Source organism: Pseudarthrobacter sp. As-47 (genome assembly GCF_058215595.1).
Genome location: NZ_CM177088.1, coordinates 2911657 through 2931478, shown reverse-complemented (window position 1 = coordinate 2931478; position 19822 = coordinate 2911657). Strand labels below are relative to the sequence as shown.

General features: G+C 66.9%; 11 protein-coding genes. 8 read left to right on the top strand and 3 right to left on the bottom strand.

The window, feature by feature from the left end; all coding sequences use genetic code 11:
* Positions 1–319: 319 nt before the first annotated feature.
* Positions 320–1030 carry a 3'-5' exonuclease gene (locus AC4BCK_RS13495; protein WP_174176410.1) on the bottom strand — a complete coding sequence of 237 codons (711 nt, stop codon included), beginning with the start codon at positions 1028–1030 and terminating at the stop codon, positions 320–322.
* Between the two features lie 63 nt (positions 1031–1093).
* Between AC4BCK_RS13495 and AC4BCK_RS13490 the strand changes: the two genes are divergently transcribed.
* From AC4BCK_RS13490 to AC4BCK_RS13480, 3 genes are read left to right on the top strand one after another with little or no spacing between them, the layout of a single operon-like run.
* Positions 1094–1510 (top strand): MGMT family protein, encoded by a 417-nt coding sequence (locus AC4BCK_RS13490; protein WP_174176408.1) that lies wholly within the window; start codon positions 1094–1096, stop codon positions 1508–1510.
* Positions 1507–4860, top strand: coding sequence for an ATP-dependent helicase (locus AC4BCK_RS13485; protein ID WP_377085812.1), 3354 nt, complete (start codon positions 1507–1509; stop codon positions 4858–4860). Before AC4BCK_RS13490 ends, AC4BCK_RS13485 begins: the two co-directional genes overlap by 4 nt.
* Positions 4857–8522 (top strand): ATP-dependent helicase, encoded by a 3666-nt coding sequence (locus tag AC4BCK_RS13480; RefSeq protein ID WP_490566021.1) that lies wholly within the window; start codon positions 4857–4859, stop codon positions 8520–8522. Before AC4BCK_RS13485 ends, AC4BCK_RS13480 begins: the two co-directional genes overlap by 4 nt.
* 43 nt (positions 8523–8565) lie before the next feature.
* Here AC4BCK_RS13480 and AC4BCK_RS13475 read toward each other — a convergent pair whose 3' ends face one another.
* On the bottom strand, positions 8566–9822 hold the full coding sequence (locus AC4BCK_RS13475) for a macrolide 2'-phosphotransferase (RefSeq protein WP_490566020.1): 1257 nt from the start codon (positions 9820–9822) through the stop codon (positions 8566–8568).
* Between the two features lie 139 nt (positions 9823–9961).
* Here AC4BCK_RS13475 and nudC point away from each other — a divergent pair, with 139 nt between their 5' ends.
* Genes nudC through AC4BCK_RS13460 form a run of 3 tightly spaced genes read left to right on the top strand, consistent with a single transcriptional unit; the run spans position 9962 to position 13776 of the window.
* Positions 9962–10984 carry an NAD(+) diphosphatase gene (gene nudC / locus AC4BCK_RS13470; protein WP_490566019.1) on the top strand — a complete coding sequence of 341 codons (1023 nt, stop codon included), beginning with the start codon at positions 9962–9964 and terminating at the stop codon, positions 10982–10984.
* Between the two features lie 57 nt (positions 10985–11041).
* Positions 11042–13177 carry an ATP-dependent DNA helicase UvrD2 gene (locus AC4BCK_RS13465; RefSeq protein WP_174176400.1) on the top strand — a complete coding sequence of 712 codons (2136 nt, stop codon included), beginning with the start codon at positions 11042–11044 and terminating at the stop codon, positions 13175–13177.
* Positions 13177–13776 carry a M48 metallopeptidase family protein gene (locus tag AC4BCK_RS13460; RefSeq protein WP_174176399.1) on the top strand — a complete coding sequence of 200 codons (600 nt, stop codon included), beginning with the start codon at positions 13177–13179 and terminating at the stop codon, positions 13774–13776. The genes AC4BCK_RS13465 and AC4BCK_RS13460 overlap by 1 nt, the downstream gene beginning before the upstream one ends.
* 36 nt (positions 13777–13812) lie before the next feature.
* Here AC4BCK_RS13460 and AC4BCK_RS13455 read toward each other — a convergent pair whose 3' ends face one another.
* Positions 13813–15288 carry a zinc-dependent metalloprotease gene (locus AC4BCK_RS13455; RefSeq protein ID WP_377085803.1) on the bottom strand — a complete coding sequence of 492 codons (1476 nt, stop codon included), beginning with the start codon at positions 15286–15288 and terminating at the stop codon, positions 13813–13815.
* A 321-nt stretch (positions 15289–15609) separates the two neighbouring features.
* On the opposite strand from AC4BCK_RS13455, the gene AC4BCK_RS13450 reads away from it, so the two are divergent.
* Positions 15610–16638, top strand: coding sequence for a YlbL family protein (locus tag AC4BCK_RS13450; RefSeq protein WP_490566917.1), 1029 nt, complete (start codon positions 15610–15612; stop codon positions 16636–16638).
* Between the two features lie 167 nt (positions 16639–16805).
* On the top strand, positions 16806–19790 hold the full coding sequence (locus AC4BCK_RS13445) for a UPF0182 family membrane protein (RefSeq protein WP_490566916.1): 2985 nt from the start codon (positions 16806–16808) through the stop codon (positions 19788–19790).
* Positions 19791–19822 lie beyond the last annotated feature (32 nt).

The window sequence follows — 19822 nt, the reverse complement described above, 5'->3', positions numbered from 1 at the left end:
TCGCTTTCATCTGAGTCATTAGTCAACCGGGCCGCGAGGCTGCGCTGGTGGCGCCTGGCACCTGCCCGGCGCTGTTCAAGCACGGCAAGGCAGGGGTGACCGCAAAACTTTATTCTCTCACCTGGGGTTTTTCGGTGAACTCTCAAACAAAAGCGCTGGCGGCATGCTCAGGAGCAAATATTATTCGATGTTTGGGCAATGCCGCGCTTCGACCGAGCGGTCCGGGCAAGGTGGCGCCGAATACCGGAGGTGGTTGCCTGCCCGCCTATGTGAAGCCCTGTTACTGTGACTTGCCTCGCATCCGCCCGGCAGCACCATGTCAGAAACCGCCGAGGCTCGCGTCCTGCGGGGGAAGTACCGGCCAGTCGCCCTCGATGACGGCAGCCGGCTTGGTCTTCCGGAGGTAGCCCTGGAAGTCTGCCGCCTGGCTGGTGGCCCAGTCCACCTGCAGCTGGTGGAGCTGGCTCGCGGGCATCATCAGCTTTGGGAATTTGCCGGCCATGGCGTCCAGGACCCGCAGCGTTGCCAGGGCATCGGCCGCAGAGGTGTGGGCATTGTCCAGGACCACGCCATACTCCTCGCACAGCGCCGTCAGGGTGCGCTTGCCCTTCCGGTAGCGGTCCACCTGCTTGTTCATGATGTAGGGATCCAGGACCGGGAAGCGGCTTAGCTGGGGCACGCCGTAGCGCGCCGATTCCGCGGCCAGGACAGTGAAATCGTAGCTTGCGTTGAAAGCGATGACGGGGATGTTCGTGTCAAAAAGGTCCTGCAGGACTGCGGCAAGTTCCTGCGTCACCTCATGCGCGGGCCTGCCTTCCCGACGGGCCTTTTCGGTGGTGACACCGTGTACGTCGCTGGCTTCCGTGGGAATCTCCACCCCGGGATCGGCCAGCCACTCATGTTCCCTGATGACGTCGCCGTTATGGTCCACCACCGTTACGGAGGCCGTGACAATACGTGCAGCCCGCGAGTTGCGGCCCGTGGTTTCCAGGTCGAAAGCTGCGCGGGGGAGGGTGTTCCAGGTGCTCATATGTCAACGCTAAAGGGCACCACTGACAATTCCGTGGAGCGCCACTGCCGCTAGATTGGATCAATGCGGATTGAGTACGTGGAGGCGGTGCTGGCCGTCGTGGAACTGGTGCCCGCCGCATCCGCCGTGGCGTACGGCGACGTTGCCGAGCTGCTGGGGTCCGGCGGCCCCAGGCAGGTGGGCGCCGTCATGAGCCACTACGGGAGCGGCGTGCCCTGGTGGCGGATCCTCAAGGCGAGCGGCCATGCACCTGCCGGGCACGAGGCAGAGGCCCTCCGCCACTACCTTGCCGAGGGGACGCCCCTCCTTGGTGCCTATCTGGAATACCAGCGGACCCGGGAAGGACGCTGGCGTGTGGATCTTCAGGCCGCCCGGTGGGCGCCCGCCGAAGATGAACTGGACGTGATTGATGCCGTTGCCGAGGAGCTGGAGCGGCGGCTGCATGGATTGTCGGTGGCTGATGATGGAATGTCTGTGTGACAGTAACAACGCCCTTCACCGGCCCACGTGACGAGTACCGGGACGATTCCGCGGAAGGTCCTGCACCTGATGCGGACACACCGGCGGGCCCTGGAGCCGGCAGCACGGACCGCAGCCAGGGAAGACCGGCCGCGACAGGCCTGAAGCTGCTGCCACCCCGCCACGTCCATGCGGCAGAGCCGCTGCTGTCGGCGGACCAGCAGGCCGCGGTTGATGTACCCCAGGGGGCCGGGCCGGTACTGATGCCCGGTGCCCCGGGAACCGGTAAGACCACCACCCTCGTCGAGGCCGCCGTCCGCCGGGTGTTCCGGGACGGCGTGGATCCAGAGCGCATGCTGATCCTGGCACCAAGCCGCCTCGCAGCCGACACCCTCCGCGACCGCTTCACCGCACGGCTGGACAGGAGCCTGAGCACAACGCCGGCGCGTACCTGGGCGTCCTACGCCTTCGATGTCATCAGGCGCGCCAAAGCTGAAGGGCTTCTTTCCTTGTCCAGGCCGCCGAGGCTCCTCTCCGGGCCTGAGCAGGACCTCATCATCAAGGAACTCCTTGAAGGACACCGCCTCCCGGGCCTGGAACTGCCCTGGCCTGCCGATATGGAGGGGGCGCTGGAAACGCGCGGCTTCCGGCAGGAAGTCCGGCAGTTGTTTGACCGGATCATTGAATCAGGGCGCACTCCGGAGGACGTGGTGCGGCTCGGACGTGACTGCGGCAGGCCTGACTGGCTTGCCGCTGCCGCGCTGTATTCCGAGTACCGGGATGTCCTGGACCTTCGGATGCCGGAGGCTTTCGACCCCGCCGGGATCATCACGGCCGCCCGGCAGGTGTTCCAGGATTTTCCTGCGTTCCTGGCCGCGGAACGGGAGCGCCTGCAGGTCATCCTCGTGGACGACATCCAGGAGGCCAACCCCGCAGTCTTTGAGTTGCTGGCCGACATAGCCGGAGGCAAGGACTCCTTCGTGGCCTTCTGCCCGGACACCGTCGTCCAGGGCTTCCGCGGGGCAAGGCCGGACCTCGTCGCGGAACTGCCGCACCTGCTGTCGCCGGGGGCGCCTGTGGTGGAGCGTCCGCTGCGGTATGCCCACCGGCAGGGGACCAGGGTTTCCGAAGCCTGGCTAAGTGTCGCCGGACGGATCTCCCAGCGGGCGGGCGGCCAGCTTGCCAGGCGCCTCGACCAGCCCGGCGGCGACAGCCCGGAAGGGGCAGTGGAGGCACACCTTGTTCCGTCCGCCGTGCACGAACTGCGGTACGTGGCCCAGCGGATCCTGGACCAGCACATCAACCACGGCCGTGACCTGGCCGACGTCGCGGTCATTGTGCGCAACGGCGCCCAGGTCAGCGAGTTCCAGCGGTATTTGTCCGGACAGGGGATCGCCGTGCGTGTCCCCGTGGCAGAGTCCGCTGTCCGGGACGAGGTGGCCGTCCGTCCGCTGCTTGATGCCTTCGCCATCGCGCTGGACCCGGCACTGCTCACCCCCGAAGCCGCAGTATCGCTCCTGACCTCGCGGATCGGCGGTGCGACGTCCATCGAGCTCCGCCGGTTGCGGCAATCGCTGAGAAGGGAAGAAATCCTGGGCGGCGGAGGCCGTACCAGCGACGCACTGCTGGTCGAAGCGCTGCTGGAGCCTAATGCGCTGTCAACCCTTGGTATCGAGGGCCGCGCCGCACGCCGGGCGGCACGCATGATCCAGGCAGGCAGCAGGGCGGCTGCTGAACCCGGCGCCAACGCCGAGTCAGTCCTCTGGGCCCTCTGGAACTCCACCGGGCTCGCCGGCGCCTGGACGGAGACGGCCCTTTCCGGCGGACCGCACGGAGCACGCGCGGACCGCGACCTGGATGCCATGATGGCGCTTTTCCACACCGCGGAGCGTTACGTTGACCAGGTGCCCGGTGCGGGTCCTGAGCAGTTCCTTGAATATCTCCTGAACCAGGAGCTGCCCATGGACACCCTTGCCGCACGCGCACAGGTGGACGACGCCGTCGAGCTGATGACGCCTGCCAGCGCAGCCGGACGTGAATGGCCGGTGGTGATTGTTGCCGGCCTCCAGGAGGGCGTCTGGCCCAACACCCGGCTCCGCGGCGAGCTGCTTGGAAGCACCCTGTACAGCGATGCCGTGGAGCACGGCCCAGGCTACGCCCTGCAACGGGATCCCCTAAGCCGGCTTCGCGATATCCGGTATGACGAGCTCCGGAGTTTCTCCACAGCAGTCTCCCGTGCCCGCGAACTGCTGCTCTGCACCGCCGTATCCTCCGAAGACGACCAGCCGTCCTCGTTCCTCGACTATGTGGCGCCCCTGGCTCCCGGCCAGGAAACCCGCGGCTTCACTCCCGTTGAGCGTCCCATGACGCTCCGCGCGCTTGTTGCCGAACTGCGGCAGCACGCCCAGCTGGACGGACATGACGCTCCGCAGGCGGAGGAAGCGGCCAGGGTGCTTGCACGCCTGGCCAGGGCGGAGCCGCCCGTTCCGGGCGCGCATCCGCAGAGCTGGTGGGGTCTTCCCCCGCTGAGCTCCGAAGCGGCGGTGGTTCCACCCGGCGGCACGGTGTTCGTGTCACCGTCAAAAGTTGAGACAGTCCAAAAATCACCGCTCGACTGGTTCGTCCAGGCCGCAGGAGGTGAGGCTGCCACCGACTTCGCACGGAGCCTGGGCACCCTGGTCCACGCGATTGCCCAGGAACTCCCGGACGCCTCCGGCTCCGAGTACGTCGCGGAACTCGTCCGGCGCTGGCCCGCGCTGGGAATGAAGGACAATTGGGAGGGCAGGCTTGATTTCCAGCGTGCCGAGTCCATGGTGCGAAAGCTGGCCCAGTATGTCCTCCTGATGCGGAGCGAGGGGAGGAGCCTCGCAGGCGTGGAGCAGGATTTCGAGGTGGCGCTTGGAACGGTCCCTGTTGATGATGCCCCGGACCGCGACGCCGTCCTGCGCGGCCAGGTGGACCGGCTGGAGATCGACGCTGAGGGCCGTCTGGTGATCGTGGACCTGAAGACGGGGAAACGTCAGCCCGGCAAGGGGGAGCTGGCGCGGCATCCGCAGCTGGGTGCCTACCAGGCAGCGGTGCTTGCCGGCGGGTTCGACGACGGTCCGGGCGGCCAGGCGGGACCGGTACCCGGCGGGGCGGTACTGGCCCAGCTCGGAACCGGAGCAAAAAATCCGGCCATCCAGCAGCAGGACCCGATCGATCAGGAGGACAACTGGGCCCTGGACATGGTGAAGGATGCAGCTTCGGTGATGGGCGGCAGCGCCTTCGAAGCGCGGCACGATCCATCCAAAGGCAGCCACGGCGGCCACGGCTGCCGGCTCCCCGAGGTTTGTCCGTTGTGCGTGCGTGGAAGGCAAGTGACTGAATGATGCAGGACGTGCAAGAGCAGGGGTCGTCCCTTGCCGCCGGGCCTTCAGGCGCCCCGGCCTTGGCTGCCCGGGAAGCAGCACCGGCCGCCACACCGCCCCGGCCGCGGTTCAGCCCGGAAGAGCTTTCCGCGCTGCTGGGTGAAAAAAACGTGCCGACGCCGGAACAGTCGGCGATCATTTCGTCGCCGCTGACCCCGCGCCTGGTTATTGCGGGGGCAGGATCGGGGAAGACAGCCACCATGGCGGACCGCGTGGTGTGGCTCGTGGCCAACGGGTGGGTCAGGCCGGAAGAAGTCCTGGGTGTGACCTTTACCCGGAAGGCTGCCGGTGAGCTGGCATCGCGCATCCGTGCGAAGCTGGCTGCCCTCCAGCGGCTGGTTGCCCAGGACAAGATAGCCCAGGACAAGATGGCCCAGGACAAGGTTGGCCGGGAAAGGGGTCACACGGTTTTCCCCGAGGGGCTGCTCAGCAGCGACGCCCTGGAACCGAAGGTGTCCACCTACCACTCGTTCGCCAGCGGCATCGTCTCCGATTACGGGCTCCGGCTGGGGGTGGAGCGTGATGTGGTCCTGCTGGGCGGTGCGCAGGCCTGGCAGCTGGCCAGCGAGGTCGTGGAGGCCTACGACGGCGAATACGGGCATTTCCGGGCAGCAAAGTCCACGCTGGTGAAGGCAGTCATCCAGCTGGCCGGTGAATGCGCCGAGCACCTTCAGGAACCCGAGGACGTCGAGGCCTGGCTGATGGCGCGGTTGTCCGACTTCGAGTCACTCCCTTACCTTGCCGACAAAAAGAAGAATCCCCCGCAGGCAGCGGCCGATCTCGCCGGAATGTTGCGGACCAGGGCTTCCGTGGCCGACATGGTGGGACGCTATGCAGCGGCCAAGAGGGCCCGCGGTGCGCTGGACTTCGGCGACCTGGTGGCCCTCGCTGCCCGAGTGGCACGCGAAGTCCCCCTGGCTGCGCAGATGGAGCGGCAGCGCTACAAGGTGGTGCTGCTGGACGAGTTCCAGGATACGTCCCACGCCCAGCTCGTCCTGTTTTCAAGGCTCTTCGGCGGCGGACATGCGGTGACGGCCGTGGGTGATCCCAACCAGTCGATCTACGGATTCCGCGGAGCCTCGGCCGGGCAGCTCTTCCATTTTGTCCGGGAGTTTCCGGTGAGGCTGGAGACGGCCCCCCAGGGGTCGGAAGAAGGCGCCGCGGGGGAGCGTCCAGCGGAGGACACCGGGACCTGGGCTCCTGCGCCGACGTCCTACCTGACGACGGCCTGGCGGAACGGCCGCTCGATCCTGGCCGCGGCCAACGTCATGTCCGAGTCCCTGGGACGGGCGGCCGCGCAGCGCGGCCCCGCCGGCGGGGGAGGGGCCGTGGCCCCCGAAGTTCCGCCGCTGCAGCCCAGTCCGCACGCGGCGGCAGGATCCGTGGTGCTGGGCCGGTTTGCCAGCGACGTGGACGAAGCTGCCGCGCTCGCTGACGACATCCTCAAATACCGTGTGACGGACTTTGAGCTCAAGCCCGACGGTTCCCCGGTTCCGCCCGCCATCGCCGTGCTGTGCCGGCGCCGTGCGCAAATGGAACCCATCCGGCGCCAGCTGGAGGCCCGAGGCATCGCCTACGAGATTGTCGGTCTCGGCGGCCTCCTCGATACCCCGGAAATCGTGGATCTGGTGGCCACCCTGCGCGTCCTCGCCGACCCCGGCCGCTCCGACGCGCTGATGCGCCTGCTCGCTGGGGCCCGCTGGCGGATAGGCCCGGCAGATTTGATGGCGCTGAGGGACTGGTCCAGCCAGCTCGCCCGGAGACGCGGCCAGGCCGGAGCGGTCGATGACACCGTCCCGGATGCCGAACCGGCCGTCCTGGAAGGCGACCTGACGGACACCGCCAGCCTCGTTGAAGCCCTGGACTGGCTGCCGCGCGAGGGGTGGACCTCATCGAACGGCAGGTCCCTCACCCCGGCCGCACGCGGACGGATGCTTCGGCTTTCGGCGGAGCTGCGGCAGCTCCGGGGCTACCTGGGGGACGACCTCACCACGCTGCTGGGAGAAGTGGAGAGGGCCATGCTCCTTGATATCGAGGTCGCCGCCAGGCCGGGCATCAGCATCCACCAGGCCCGCCGGAACCTTGACGCCTTCCAGGATGCAGCGGCCGGCTTCCTGCGCACCTCACAGCGCGTGGACATCCTCGCCTTCCTGTCCTGGCTGGAAGCGGCATCAGCTGAAGAAAACGGCCTGGAAGCACCGCCAAGCGATGTCAACCGTGAGGCGGTCCAGCTGCTCACCGTGCATGCCTCCAAAGGGCTGGAATGGGATGTTGTCTTTGTTCCGGGCCTGAATGCCAAGGACTTTCCCAGCGACCGTGACTCGCGCTGGAGCAGCGGATCCGCGGCCCTGCCCTGGCCGCTGCGCGGCGACCGGGCAGACCTGCCCCAGTGGGACTTGGACCAGCCGGACCAAAAAGGATGGCTGGACGCGGAAAAGGACTTCAAGGCAGCCGTCCAGGCGCACGGGGAGTCGGAGGAACGCCGCCTGGCCTACGTGGCGTACACCCGGGCCAAGCACGTCCTCTGGGCGTCCAGCGCAGCCTGGGTGGGGTCGAGGTCCGGGCGGGCCGACATGTCACAGTTCCTGGCCGAGCTGGAGTCATTGGCTGCGCCGGCCCGCGAAGGTCTCCCGGTGCAGGCAGGCATCCACCCGCGGTCTGTGGAGGAGGCTTCGTTGCCGGAGGCCAGCCCGCTGACCCTCGATGTGGAGGTGGCCGGCTGGCCCTACGATCCCTTGGAGGGGCCGGTGGATCCCCGGACGGGTGGGCGCCTCCGCCTTGCCACGGGCCGCAGGGATGCCATGGAACGGGCGTCCGCCCGGGTGGCAGCTGCCCTGGAGTCCATGCACCACGGAAGGGCCCTGCCCCTGCCGGATGCCGGAGCGCCCGCGAATGCTCTATCCGGCCAGGACAACTTCATGATGGTCCCGGCTCCGCAGCTCAGCGGTCCGGCTGCCGGCTGGGCGAGGGAAGCAGCACTGCTGCTGGAACGCCGGGCAAGGAAGTCGTCCGCCCAGGAGGTGCACCTTCCCACCCATATTTCCGCATCCACACTTGTGGACCTCAACGAAGACCCGGAGGCGGTGCTCTGGCGGCTCCGCAGGCCGGTGCCGCGTGAACCGGGCATGTCGGCACGGAAGGGAACAGCCTTCCACGCGTGGGTGGAAGAGTACTTCGGGAGTGCAGGCATGCTGGACCTTGGCGAGGCGCCGGGTTCCGATGACCACATCGATGCGGCCTACGACCTCGACGCCATGGTGGCCACCTTCAGGTCCTCCCCGTGGGCCCACCGCTCCCCGGCTTTTGTTGAGGTCCCGGTGGAGACCCGCGTAGGTGACGTTGTGGTCCGTGGACGGATCGACGCCGTCTTCCAGGACGCGGACGGCCGCTGGGACCTGGTGGACTGGAAGACCGGACGGCGGCCGTCCGGGCCCCAGTTGCGGACCCGGGCGGTGCAGCTTGCCGTCTACCGGCTGGCGTGGTCGCGGCTGAAAGGCGTGCCACTGGAGGATGTCCGGGCGGCCTTCTTCTACGTCGCAGACAACGAGATTGTGCGGCCGCATGACCTCGCATCCGCTGACCAGCTGGAGGAGATGGTGGCGGCTGCCTTCACCTCTGCCTGAACGGTGCGTCGTGAACGTCCTTTAGCTGTCTCGCGCCCCGCGGCTAGCGCTTGTTGGCCTCAATAATGGTGAGGGCAGCCGTCGACGTGTCATCCGGACCGCCTGGTGCGTCGCCGGCGCCGCCCCCGGTGCCGGCCGGGGGAGTTGCAGGCGCAGGCGCAGGTGTTTGGTCGACGGGGATAGGGGTCACGTGTACGGCCGGCTGAACTGCCGGTACCGGAAAGACGGTGACCGGAGGCGCCGCTGCCGGCACATCGCCGCCGGCCGCCCGTAACCCGGGGCCAGCCCCCGCCCCCGCGGCAGGTTCCACGGAAGCCGGCGCAGCCGCGGCGGGGACCGTGGCAGCCGCCGGGGACGGAAGGGGCTCAACGCTGATGGGCTGCCCGCCGTGCTCTGCAATGTCGCTGGCCAGGGTGGCCAGCATCTCCTCCGCCTCCGCCACCATGGTGGCATCGCCGGCCGCGATGCCCTTGACCAGGTACTGGGCCAGGGCGAATTCTGCCGACAACGCTGCCCGCCGAAGCAGGTGCTTGTCGGGCTTGTCGCGGCGGCCGGCGGTGTAAGCGGCCAGGACGGCGTCCACGAAGTCCTGCTCGTTGGATGCCACGAGCCAGGCAAAGTCGTCGGCGGGGTCGCCGATGCGGAGGTCTGTCCAGCCGGTCACGGCGGTGACCCGGGAGCCCTCCACGAGAAGGTTGTCCTCATGCAGGTCCCCGTGCACCACGGAGGGATTGAAGCGCCACAAGGACACGTCCTCAAGTGCGTGCTCCCAGCGCAGCAGCAGGGCCGGAGGAATCTTTCCGGTGGTGGCGGCCTGGTCCAGCTCGTTCAGCCTGCGCTGCCGGAATTCGTTGGGGGTATAGCTGGGCAGGTCGGCATTGCTGACGATCGCGCGGGGCAGATCGTGGATGGCTGCCAGCGCCACGCCGATTTCCCGGGCCAGGGCATCCGGCCCAGCCGTCAGTTCCTCAACGCTGCGGGTGCTGCCGCCCAGATGCGAGTACACGAACGTGCTCAGGCTTCCCAGGCGCACGCTGCCTGCGACCGTGGGCATCAGGAAGGGCAGTTCGGCGCGGATGGCCGGCGCGAAGGCGCGCAGCACCAGGAATTCTGTTTCCAGGCGGGCGCTGGCCTCGGCGTGGCGCGGCGACCTGACCCGCCAGCGCTTCCCTTCCGAGTCGAGGAGCAGCGCTGAGTCGAAGTCCGCGGGGTCGTCCGGGGCAGAGCTAACTGCCGTCGGGGTCAGCCCGGGGACTGCCGCGGTTGCAACGGCTGCCAGTTCAATCGCTTTTCTTCTCACCTTTCAACGGTAGATTGCCTGCGGGCCGGGAGGCCGGTCCGGCGGCGGCGAGTCTTGAGATACCTGCAAATAGGGGGGTGGTGCAGCGGTGTGCCGGCTGGAAATGTCATTTGTCAGCCCCAGTCAGTACGGTGGACCTATGAGCCATGCGGAGTCTGTTACACCGGTCTACCAGGGGCAGCCGGCAACGCTGCCTGCGAACCACCTCATGGACACCCTCCTCCCCGTCAGGCCGGCGCTGGTGGACCGCGGGTCGGCCGTCCGGACGGCGCCGGGGATGGTGGACGAACAACTGGCCAGTCCCGGAACGCTGGCGGTTGTGCTGTCCGGGCGGCAGGGCCTGGTGCAGGGCGGCGGCCTGTGCGTAGCCGCCGCACAGCCGTTGCTCCAGGAGCTCACGGCAGCCGGGTCGGCGCCTGAACTGGTCATCTACCTGGGCTCCGCGCTTCCGGATTCGGATCTGCCGGCTGGAACGGGGCTCCTGCTTTATGTGCTCCCGGAGCAGGTTGCTCCGGGTACAGCCGGGATCCCGTCCGATTCCCGCTGGGCCGGCTTCCGCGAGGTCGCAGCGGGGCTGAGCGCCACACACACTGCCCTCTTTGTGGAGGCCAGTGCCATCACCAACTGGCACGCCGGGCACACCCACTGCCCGCGCTGCGGTACCCCCACCGAGGTCGAGGCCGGCGGCTGGGTCCGCCGGTGTCCTGCGGATTCCTCGGAACACTACCCACGGACAGACCCGGCCATCATCGTTACCGTTGTGGGTCCGGACGGACGGCTGCTGCTGGGCGGCGGCGGTCCGCTGGACGCCAGGAACTATTCGACGCTGGCCGGCTTCGTGGAGCCCGGGGAATCACTCGAACAGGCCGTGGTCCGCGAGATTTATGAGGAGGTGGGAGTCCGGGTGACCGCATGCCAGTACCTCGGATCGCAGTCGTGGCCGTTCCCGGCCTCCCTTATGCTTGGATTTACCGCCGTCACCGAAGACGCCGAGGCAAGGCCCGACGGCGTTGAGGTCACCAGGGCGCGCTGGTTCAGCCGGGAGGAACTCCAGGAGGCTGTACTCGCCGGCGATATCACCATTTCGAGCCGGCTTTCCATTGCCCGCTCGCTGATAGAGCACTGGTATGGCGGACGCATCCGGGACCTGGCCGAGGCCTGACCCACCACGAATCCACCAGACTCCAGCACGCGGTAGTCGAGACAAAGAGCAGCAGAAGTGACTACAGAACAATTTGACGGGGCAGCATCCCTTGAGGACCGCATCCTGGGAGGCCTGGACGCGGAGCAGCGGGAGGTGGCCAGCACCCTGAGCGGGCCGCTGTGCGTCCTGGCCGGGGCGGGGACCGGAAAGACCCGCGCCATCACCCACCGCATCGCCTACGGCGTCCATTCCGGCGTCTACTCGCCGCAGCGGCTGCTGGCCGTGACTTTCACGGCCCGCGCTGCGGCCGAGATGCGCAGCCGGCTGCGTGACCTTGGAGCGGGAAACGTTCAGGCGCGCACCTTCCATGCCGCGGCGCTGCGCCAGCTGCAGTTTTTCTGGCCGCAGGCTGTTGGCGGTACCCTGCCCAACCTGCTGGACCACAAAGCCCAGATGCTGGCCGAGGCCGCCCGGCGGCTCCGGCTCAGCACCGACAGGGCTTCCATCCGCGACCTCGCCTCGGAGATCGAATGGGCCAAGGTGTCCATGCTCACGCCGGCAAACTACCTGGAAAACGCGCAGGACAGGGGAGCCCCGGGCGGCTTCGACCTCACCGCCGTAGCCCGTGTCTTCCAGTCCTACGAGGACGTCAAGACCGACCGCAACGTCATTGACTTCGAGGACGTCCTGCTGATCACGGTGGGAATTCTCCAGGAGGACGAGAAGGTCGCTGCCACCGTCCGTGAGCAGTACCGCCACTTCGTGGTGGACGAGTACCAGGACGTTTCCCCCTTGCAGCAGCGGCTCCTGGAACTCTGGCTGGGCGGCCGCGACGAGCTCTGCGTTGTTGGAGACGCAAGCCAGACCATCTATTCGTTCACCGGAGCTTCCCCTAAGCACCTGCTGGAGTTCAAAGCCCGCTATCCGCAGGCCAACGTGGTCAAGCTCATCCGGGACTACCGCTCCACGCCTCAGGTGGTGAAGCTCGCGAACGACCTTTTAGCGGGCAGGCGCAGCGGAGGTCCCGTGGCCGACGCCGCCTGGGCCTCGCCCCTGCAGCTTGTGGCCCAGCGGCCGGCAGGCCCGGCGCCGCAGTTTACGGAATGTGCGGATGACGAGGCGGAGGCCGCCACGGTTGCCCAAAAGATCAAGGCACTGCTCGACGCCGGGACACCCGCCAGCGAGGTTGCTGTCCTGTTCCGCACCAACGGCCAGTCCGAGGCATACGAACAGGCCCTCGCCGCCGCCGGCATCGGCTACCAGCTGCGCGGCGGTGAACGGTTCTTTGCCCGCAAGGAGGTGCGCGACGCCATCCTGCAGCTGCGCGCGGCCACCCGGGCCGTCGCCGAGACGGACTCCCCCCAGCCGCTCGGGCAGCTGGTCCGCGACATCGTCTCCTCGCTTGGCTACACGGATGCGGCCCCGCACAGCGGCGGGGCCCTCCGGGAGCGCTGGGAGTCTCTGGCCGCGCTGGTTGCCCTTGCGGATGAACTGGTCCAGGTACGGGGCACACAGTTCAGCCTGGCCGACTTCGTCAACGAACTCCAGGAACGTTCCCTGGCGCAGCACGCCCCCACCGTCCAGGGTGTAACTCTTGCCTCCCTCCACGCAGCCAAGGGCCTGGAATGGGACGCCGTCTTCCTGGTGGGGCTCAGTGAAGGGCTGATGCCCATTTCGTTTGCCGACTCCCCGGAATCGGTGGACGAGGAACGCCGGCTCCTGTACGTGGGAATCACCCGGGCACGTGAACACCTGTCCCTGTCATGGTCCACCGCCCGGACCCCGGGCGGCCGCGCCAACCGCAAACCCTCAAGGTTCCTTGATGGATTGCGTCCCGACTCCGTGGCCAGTTCAAGCACCCGGGGGAAGGTGACGGTGACCCGCAGGAAAGCCGCCGCTCCCGCCATGTGCAGGGTCTGCGGAAGCATGCTCGGCACCGGGGCGGAACGCAAAGTGGGCCGGTGCAACTCCTGCCCGCCGGGCTACGAGGAACAAACCTTCGACGCCCTCCGTAACTGGCGCCGGGAGGTTGCCCTCTCCGCCGAGGTGCCCGCATTCGTGGTGTTCACCGACGCAACCCTGACGGCCATTGCCGAAGCACGCCCAGCGTCGCTCGAAGAGCTCGCCCGGCTGGCAGGGGTGGGACCTGCAAAGCTTGAACGGTATGGGGAAGACGTCCTGCGTGTCCTGACGGAAAGCACGTCGCTGTAATGGCCGGCCACTTCGCGGGGCATAAGGTGGCGGCTGCTGCTTCCATCACCACGGAGGACGGCGCGCCTGTAGTGGTCCGGCGTTCGTCCCGGCGCACCCGCACCGTAGCCGCGTTCTGGGAGAACGGAACCGCGGTGGTCGCGATACCCGCCCGGTTCACTGCTGCCCAGGAAGCCGAATGGGTGCACAAGATGGTGGCAAAGCTGCAGCGCCAGGGGGAGCGGCGGGCGGCAGCGGGCAGGAGGCGGCCGGCCACGGACGCTGCCCTCGCGGAACATGCGGCTCAATTGTCTGCCAAGTACCTGGGGGGACGCGCCGTACCGACGTCGGTGCGCTGGGTCAGCAACCAGAACTCGCGTTGGGGTTCTGCCACTCCGGCAGAGGGAACCATCAGGCTCTCGGACAAACTGCGTCCCATGCCCCAGTGGGTGATCGATTACGTCCTGCTCCATGAGCTCGCCCACTTGCTGGTGGCTGCGCACAACGCTGCCTTCTGGCAGCTGCTCGAGGCGTACCCGGAGACGCAGCGGGCCAAGGCGTTCCTTGAGGGTGTTTCCTTTGCCACCGGACGCGGCATGGCAGACCCCGACGCTGACTGAATCCGTACTGCCGGCAGCCACCGCCGGGGCGGGGTCCTAGCCTTTCGGCTGGCCCTCCTGGCCCTCCTGGCCCTCACTGCCCTCGTCGTCGGGACGCCCGCCGTCGTCCTTCTTTGCAGTGCCGTCCTGTCCGCCGGCGCCACTGCCTTCTTCCGCTTCCGGCGGGGAGTCGAAGCCGCCGCTGAGGAGCTTCTGCAAAGCGTCGTCCACTTCGCTGTCACTTGCTTCTGCCAGCTTGCGGCGCCCGCTGAAGCCCTTGGGATCGTCCAGGTCCTCGGCAGTGGGCAGCAGGTCCGGGTGGTGCCAGATGGCGTCGCGGCCCTCGATGCCGCGTTCTTCCTTGAGGGTGGCCCACAACGTGGCGGCGTCGCGCAGCCTGCGGGGCCGCAGCTCCAGCCCCACCAGGGAGGCAAAGGCGTGCTCCGCCGGACCGCCGGTTGCCCGCCGGCGCCGCACGGTCTCCCGCAGCGCGCCCGCGGACGGCAGCAGGTTCTCGGTGGCCGCGGCAGTGAGCTCGTCCACCCAGCCCTCCACCAGCGCCAGGGCGGTCTCCAGCTTTTCGAGGGCCTGGTCCTGCGCCGGCGTCCGCTGCGGCATGAAGACACCCTGCGACAGGGCCTCCTGGATGCCTTCCGGGTTGCTGGGGTCAAGGTCCCGTGCAAGTTCCTCGATTCGCGAGGTGTCGATGTGGATACCGCGGGCGTACGCCTCGATGGCACCCAGCAGGTGTCCGCGGAGCCAAGGAACCTGGACGAACAGCCGTGCGTGGGCGGCTTCCCGCACTGCGAGGAAGAGCCGGATGTCGTTCTCGGGCAGGGACAGGCCCTCCCCGAACGCCGCGACGTTGGCCGGCAGCAGAGCCATCTCCAGGTCCGCAAGGGGGACCCCGATGTCGGTGGAACTGACCACATCAGCGGAGAGGGCACCGATGGCCTGGCCCAACTGCATGCCGAAGATGGCGCCGCCCATGTTCTGGAGCATCGAGGACGCCCCGCCCATCATGGACTTCATTTCCTCGGGCATCTGCTCCGTCATGGCCGAGGACAGCGCATTTGCGATGCTGTTGGCCACCGGCTCGGTCAGCCGCTTCCAGGTGCCCAGCGTGGCCTCTACCCATTCCGCCCGGGACCAGGCCCGGCCGATCAGGCCCGTGGCGGGAAGGTCCGTGACGGGGTCCAGCCACAGCTCCGCAAGGCGGAGGGCCTCATCAACCTCGCGTGACTGCTGGGACGTTACCGAAGGGTCGCTGCCGCTCGCGGCAACACGGCGGGCGTTGTCGTGGGCAAGCTGCCAGTTGACGGGCCCCTCCGAAGGGGCGCTCATCATTGCCTGCACCTGGGAGAACATCTGCGCCAGCAGGTTGGGGTCGTTCGGAAGCCCCGCAGCCTTGGCCAGTTCAGCGGGGTCGAAATTCTCCATCCCCTTGCCGCCCATCAGGTTCTGCAGCATCTCGGTCAACGGATCCTTGGGGGTGTCGTCGCCGTTGGACGGATTGAGTGGATTGGAGGTCATGATCCCGCCGATCGTCGGTGTGGCTGTCAACCTTCACGGTACCCCGGCCATGGTCGGCTGTCTGCCGGACGGCGTCGTCGTTCGCTCTAGGCAAAGAGCTGGCATCCACCGGCACCGCGTAGTCTTGGTTGGGTGACTACAACCCGTGGCGGCCACCCCTCAGACGACCACGCTCCTGAGCTCTTCACCCGCGGCCTGCCTGCGCAAACAGGCGAAACACGCGTGCCGGGCACGTCCGCCCATGAGGAAAGGGCCGACGACGGCACGGCGGGCGGTGCGCCCGCTCCGGAACGCGCTCCCCGGGACAGGAAAGTGTCGGCGATGCTGCTCGCGGGAATGTCGGCGCTGGGCCTGGGAATTGCCGTGGGCACCCTCCCCGTTCCCTACGTCGTGGAGTCGCCCGGCCCGACGTACAACACCCTGGGCGAAAGCCAGGGGAGCCCGGTCATCAGCATCAGCGGCCGGGAAACCTACCCGGCCAAGGGAAACCTGGACCTGACCACGGTCTACGTGGACGGCGGCCCCAACGGCCCGGTCAGCATCCTGGATGCGTTTTCGGCGTGGGTTGACCCTTCCAAAGCCGTGCACCCCGTGGAACTGCTTTATCCCACGGGCACCACCAGGGAAGAGGCAGAGGAACAGAGTTCCGTGGCGATGACCACGTCACAGGAGAACGCCGTAGCTTCTGCCCTCAAAGAGCTTGATATCCCGTTCGGGCAGCAGCTGCAGGCCGCCGGCCTCTCCGAGAATTCGGCCTCGGACGGAAAGATCCAGCCCGGCGACATCCTGAAGTCCATTAACGGCAAGGACATCACCTCGCTGGCGGTCGTCCAGGAGGAACTGGCCGCGGGAAACGGCGTGCCGGTCTCTGTGGCAGTGGAGCGTGACGGGAAGTCCGTCACCGAAACCATCACCCCCAAGGACAACGGCGAGGGCCGCTTCATCCTCGGAGTAATGCTCAAATACCTGTTCACCTTCCCCTTCGACGTCGAGATCTCGCTGGAGAAAGTCGGCGGTCCCAGCGCGGGGCTGATGTTCTCCCTGGGGATCATCGACACCGTCACACCGGGAGACCTGACGGGCGGCAAGCACATCGCAGGGACCGGAACCATCTCCCCGGACGGCCTCGTGGGCCCCATCGGCGGCATCGAACAGAAACTGCAGGGGGCCCGGGCCGCGGGAGCAACGTTGTTCCTTGCCCCCGCCGCGAACTGCCAGGAAGTAGCAGGGCACATCCCCGACGGGCTGCAGGTAGTCCGGGTGGAGACCCTGGCAGAGGCGCGCGACGCCGTCGAACGTGCAGGTAACGGTCAGGACACGTCCGGCCTTCCGGCCTGCCCGGGCAACTAGACTGGGCGCAACTAGACTCGACAGGAACTAAGCTCTACCGCCACTCGTGGCAAATATGACGGACGAAACCGGCCGTTTGACCGGTGCCGGACGTCGCACGCACGCACGCTCTGATTTATCTGACGACCAGCTATGAGGTACCCAGTTTGTCCCGTCCCGCCAGCACCATGTCCACAGGCAGGCCCCCTTCACGACGCGGGGCGTTGACGCCCACCTTGATCGTTGTTGCCCTGGTGGTAGTGGGCTTCATCTTCTTTGCCAACGTCTGGACCGACGTCCTCTGGTACCGGCAGTTGGGGTTCATCGAGGTCTTCGTCACCGAGAACCTGGTCCGGATCGGTATCTTTGCCGCCGGTTTCGCCATCATGTTCCTGGCGGTGTTCTTCGCGATCCGCATCGCGTACAACGCCCGCCCGGTGTACGCGCCCGACTCCGAGATCAGGGACAACCTGAACCGCTACCAGGCGCAGCTGGAACCCGTCCGGCGCGTTGTCATGATCGGGCTCCCCGTCCTCTTCGGGCTCTTCGCCGGCAGCGCCGCAGCCAGCCAGTGGCAGAAGGTGCTCCTGTTCTTCAACCAGGAGCCCTTCGGAAAACAAGACCCCGAATTTGGTATGGACATCAGCTTCTACCTGATGTCGCTCCCGTTTTTTGGTTTCGTGACCGGCTTCCTGATCAGCGTTGTGGTGATTGCCGGGATCGCGGGCATCCTGACGCATTACCTCTACGGCAGCATCCGCCTGATGGAACGCGGCGTTTTCACCAGCCGGGCCGCACAGATCCATATCGCCGTCGCCGGCGCGTCCTTCCTGGTGCTTCTGGGACTTAACTTCTGGCTGGACCGCTTCACTGCGGTGCAGAGCAACAGCGGACGCTGGGCCGGCGCCCTGTACACGGATGTCAACGCCGTCATTCCCACGAAGGCCATCCTCGCCGTGGCGGCGGTGCTCGTTGCCGTCCTGTTCGTTGTCGCTGCCATCATCGGCAAGTGGCGGCTGCCGGTTATCGGAACCGCCATGCTGGTCATCACGTCCATCCTGGCCGGCGGTGTCTACCCGTGGGTGATCCAGCAGTTCCAGGTTCGTCCCTCGGAGGAGACGCTGGAAAAGGAATACATCCAGCGCAATATCAACAACACGCGTGAGGCCTACGGCCTGGACAAGATCCAGGTGGACCGCTACAACGCCACCAACACGGCCAGCACCGGAGCCCTCGCGCCCGATGCCCAGACCACGGCAAACATCCGGTTGCTGGACCCGAACCTGATTTCGGATGCGTTCTCCCAGCTTGAGCAGTACCGCCCCTACTACCAGTTCCCGGAAGCCCTCAATGTGGACCGGTATGAGGTGGACGGCAAGATCCAGGACACCGTGATCGCGGTCCGCGAACTCAACCCCGCCAACGTGGCAACCAACCAGCAGGGCTGGCTCAACCAGCATGTTGTGTACACCCATGGCTACGGTGTTGTGGCTGCAAAGGGCAACAAGTTCACCGTGGACGGCAAGCCGGAATTCCTGCAGTCGGGTATTCCGTCAACGGGTGTCCTGGGTGACGATTCAACCTATGAGCCCCGAATCTACTTCGGTGAATCCTCTCCCGACTACTCGATCGTTGGCGCGCCGGACGGCGCCCCAGCCCGCGAGCAGGACCGGCCGTCGGGCAGGGAAGGCGAGGGGGACAACCAGTACACCTTTGAAGGCAACGGCGGCCCCAACGTGGGCACGTTCTTCAACCGCGTGCTCTACTCCATCAAGTTCCAGTCCTCGGACCTGCTGCTTTCGGACGGCGTCAACCCCGAGTCGCAGATCCTGTATGACCGCAGTCCCCGTGAGCGCGTGGAAAAGGTTGCCCCGTACCTGACCGTCGATGGGAACGCTTATCCGGCAGTGGTGGACGGCCGCGTCAAATGGATCGTGGATGGCTACACCACCAGCCAGTTCTACCCGTACTCCCAGCAGGAGCGGCTTTCCGATGCCACGGCGGACACCCAGACCACGTCCGGCCGCGCGGTTGCCTTGCCCAACAGCACCGTCAATTACATCCGGAACTCGGTGAAGGCCACCGTTGATGCATACGACGGTTCGGTCACCCTGTACGCCTGGGACGACCAGGACCCGCTGCTGAAGTCCTGGCAGAAGGTGTTCCCGGCCTCTCTCAAGCCTTTCTCGGAGATGTCCGGCGATGTCATGAGCCACGTCCGGTACCCGGAGGACCTGTTCAAGGTCCAGCGCCAGCTCTTGGGGGAGTACCACGTGACCGATCCGTCCACGTTCTACCAGACCAAAGATGTCTGGAGCGTGCCGGCGGATCCCACCGTTGAATCCAACAGCGGCGTTAAGCAGCCGCCGTTCTACATGTCCCTCCAGATGCCGGACCAGGACAAGCCCGCCTTCCAGCTGACGTCGTCGTTCATCCCGCAGATTGTCAACGGGAACGCACGCAACGTGCTCTATGGCTTCCTTGCCGCTGACTCGGATGCCGGGAACGAGGCGGGTGTGAAGGCGGAGAGCTACGGCAAGCTGAGGCTGCTGCAGATCCCGCCGGAGATCCAGGTGCCGGGTCCCGGCCAGGCGCAAAACAAGTTCAACTCCGATCCCACGGTTTCGCAGGCCCTCAACCTGCTGCGCCAGGGAGCGTCTGAAGTGCTCAACGGCAACCTGCTGACGCTTCCGGTAGGCGGCGGCATCCTGTACGTCCAGCCTGTCTACCTCAAGTCGACCGGCGAAACGTCGTACCCCACACTGCAGCGCGTCCTGGTGGCATTCGGCGACAAGGTGGGCTTCGCCCCCACCCTGGACGAGGCACTGAAGCAGCTGTTCGGAGGAGACTCCGGGGCTGCCGCGGGCGATTCGGACAACAACGGACAGACCCCGGTAGATCCGGCTGCGCCGGGAACGCCTGCGGGAGCTGACGCCAAGGCTGAGCTGAAGGCCGCACTGGATGAAGCGAATGCGGCGATCCGGGAGGGCCAGTCGGCTCTAGCTGCAGGGGACTTCGCAGCCTATGGCGAAGCGCAGAGGAAGATCGCAGCTGCCCTCCAGAAGGCCGTGGCTGCGGAAGCCAAGATACCGGTTGCCGCACCCGAGGCCACGCCCGCGCCGGCAGCCACCGATGCGCCTGAAGCGAGCCCGTCACCCTCAGCCACCAGCTGATCACGACGGCGGACAACGGCACCTGCTCCTTC

Bases quoted from the DNA above. Each gene is read 5' to 3' on its own strand.
- AC4BCK_RS13450 (WP_490566917.1), top strand. From the start codon at position 15,610: ATGCTGCTCGCGGGAATGTCGGCGCTGGGCCTGGGAATTGCCGTGGGC.
- AC4BCK_RS13445 (WP_490566916.1), top strand. From the start codon at position 16,806: ATGTCCACAGGCAGGCCCCCTTCACGACGCGGGGCGTTGACGCCCACC.
- AC4BCK_RS13480 (WP_490566021.1), top strand. From the start codon at position 4,857: ATGATGCAGGACGTGCAAGAGCAGGGGTCGTCCCTTGCCGCCGGGCCT.
- AC4BCK_RS13460 (WP_174176399.1), top strand. From the start codon at position 13,177: ATGGCCGGCCACTTCGCGGGGCATAAGGTGGCGGCTGCTGCTTCCATC.
- AC4BCK_RS13455 (WP_377085803.1), bottom strand. From the start codon at position 15,288: ATGACCTCCAATCCACTCAATCCGTCCAACGGCGACGACACCCCCAAG.
- AC4BCK_RS13490 (WP_174176408.1), top strand. From the start codon at position 1,094: ATGCGGATTGAGTACGTGGAGGCGGTGCTGGCCGTCGTGGAACTGGTG.
- AC4BCK_RS13495 (WP_174176410.1), bottom strand. From the start codon at position 1,030: ATGAGCACCTGGAACACCCTCCCCCGCGCAGCTTTCGACCTGGAAACC.
- nudC (WP_490566019.1), top strand. From the start codon at position 9,962: ATGAGCCATGCGGAGTCTGTTACACCGGTCTACCAGGGGCAGCCGGCA.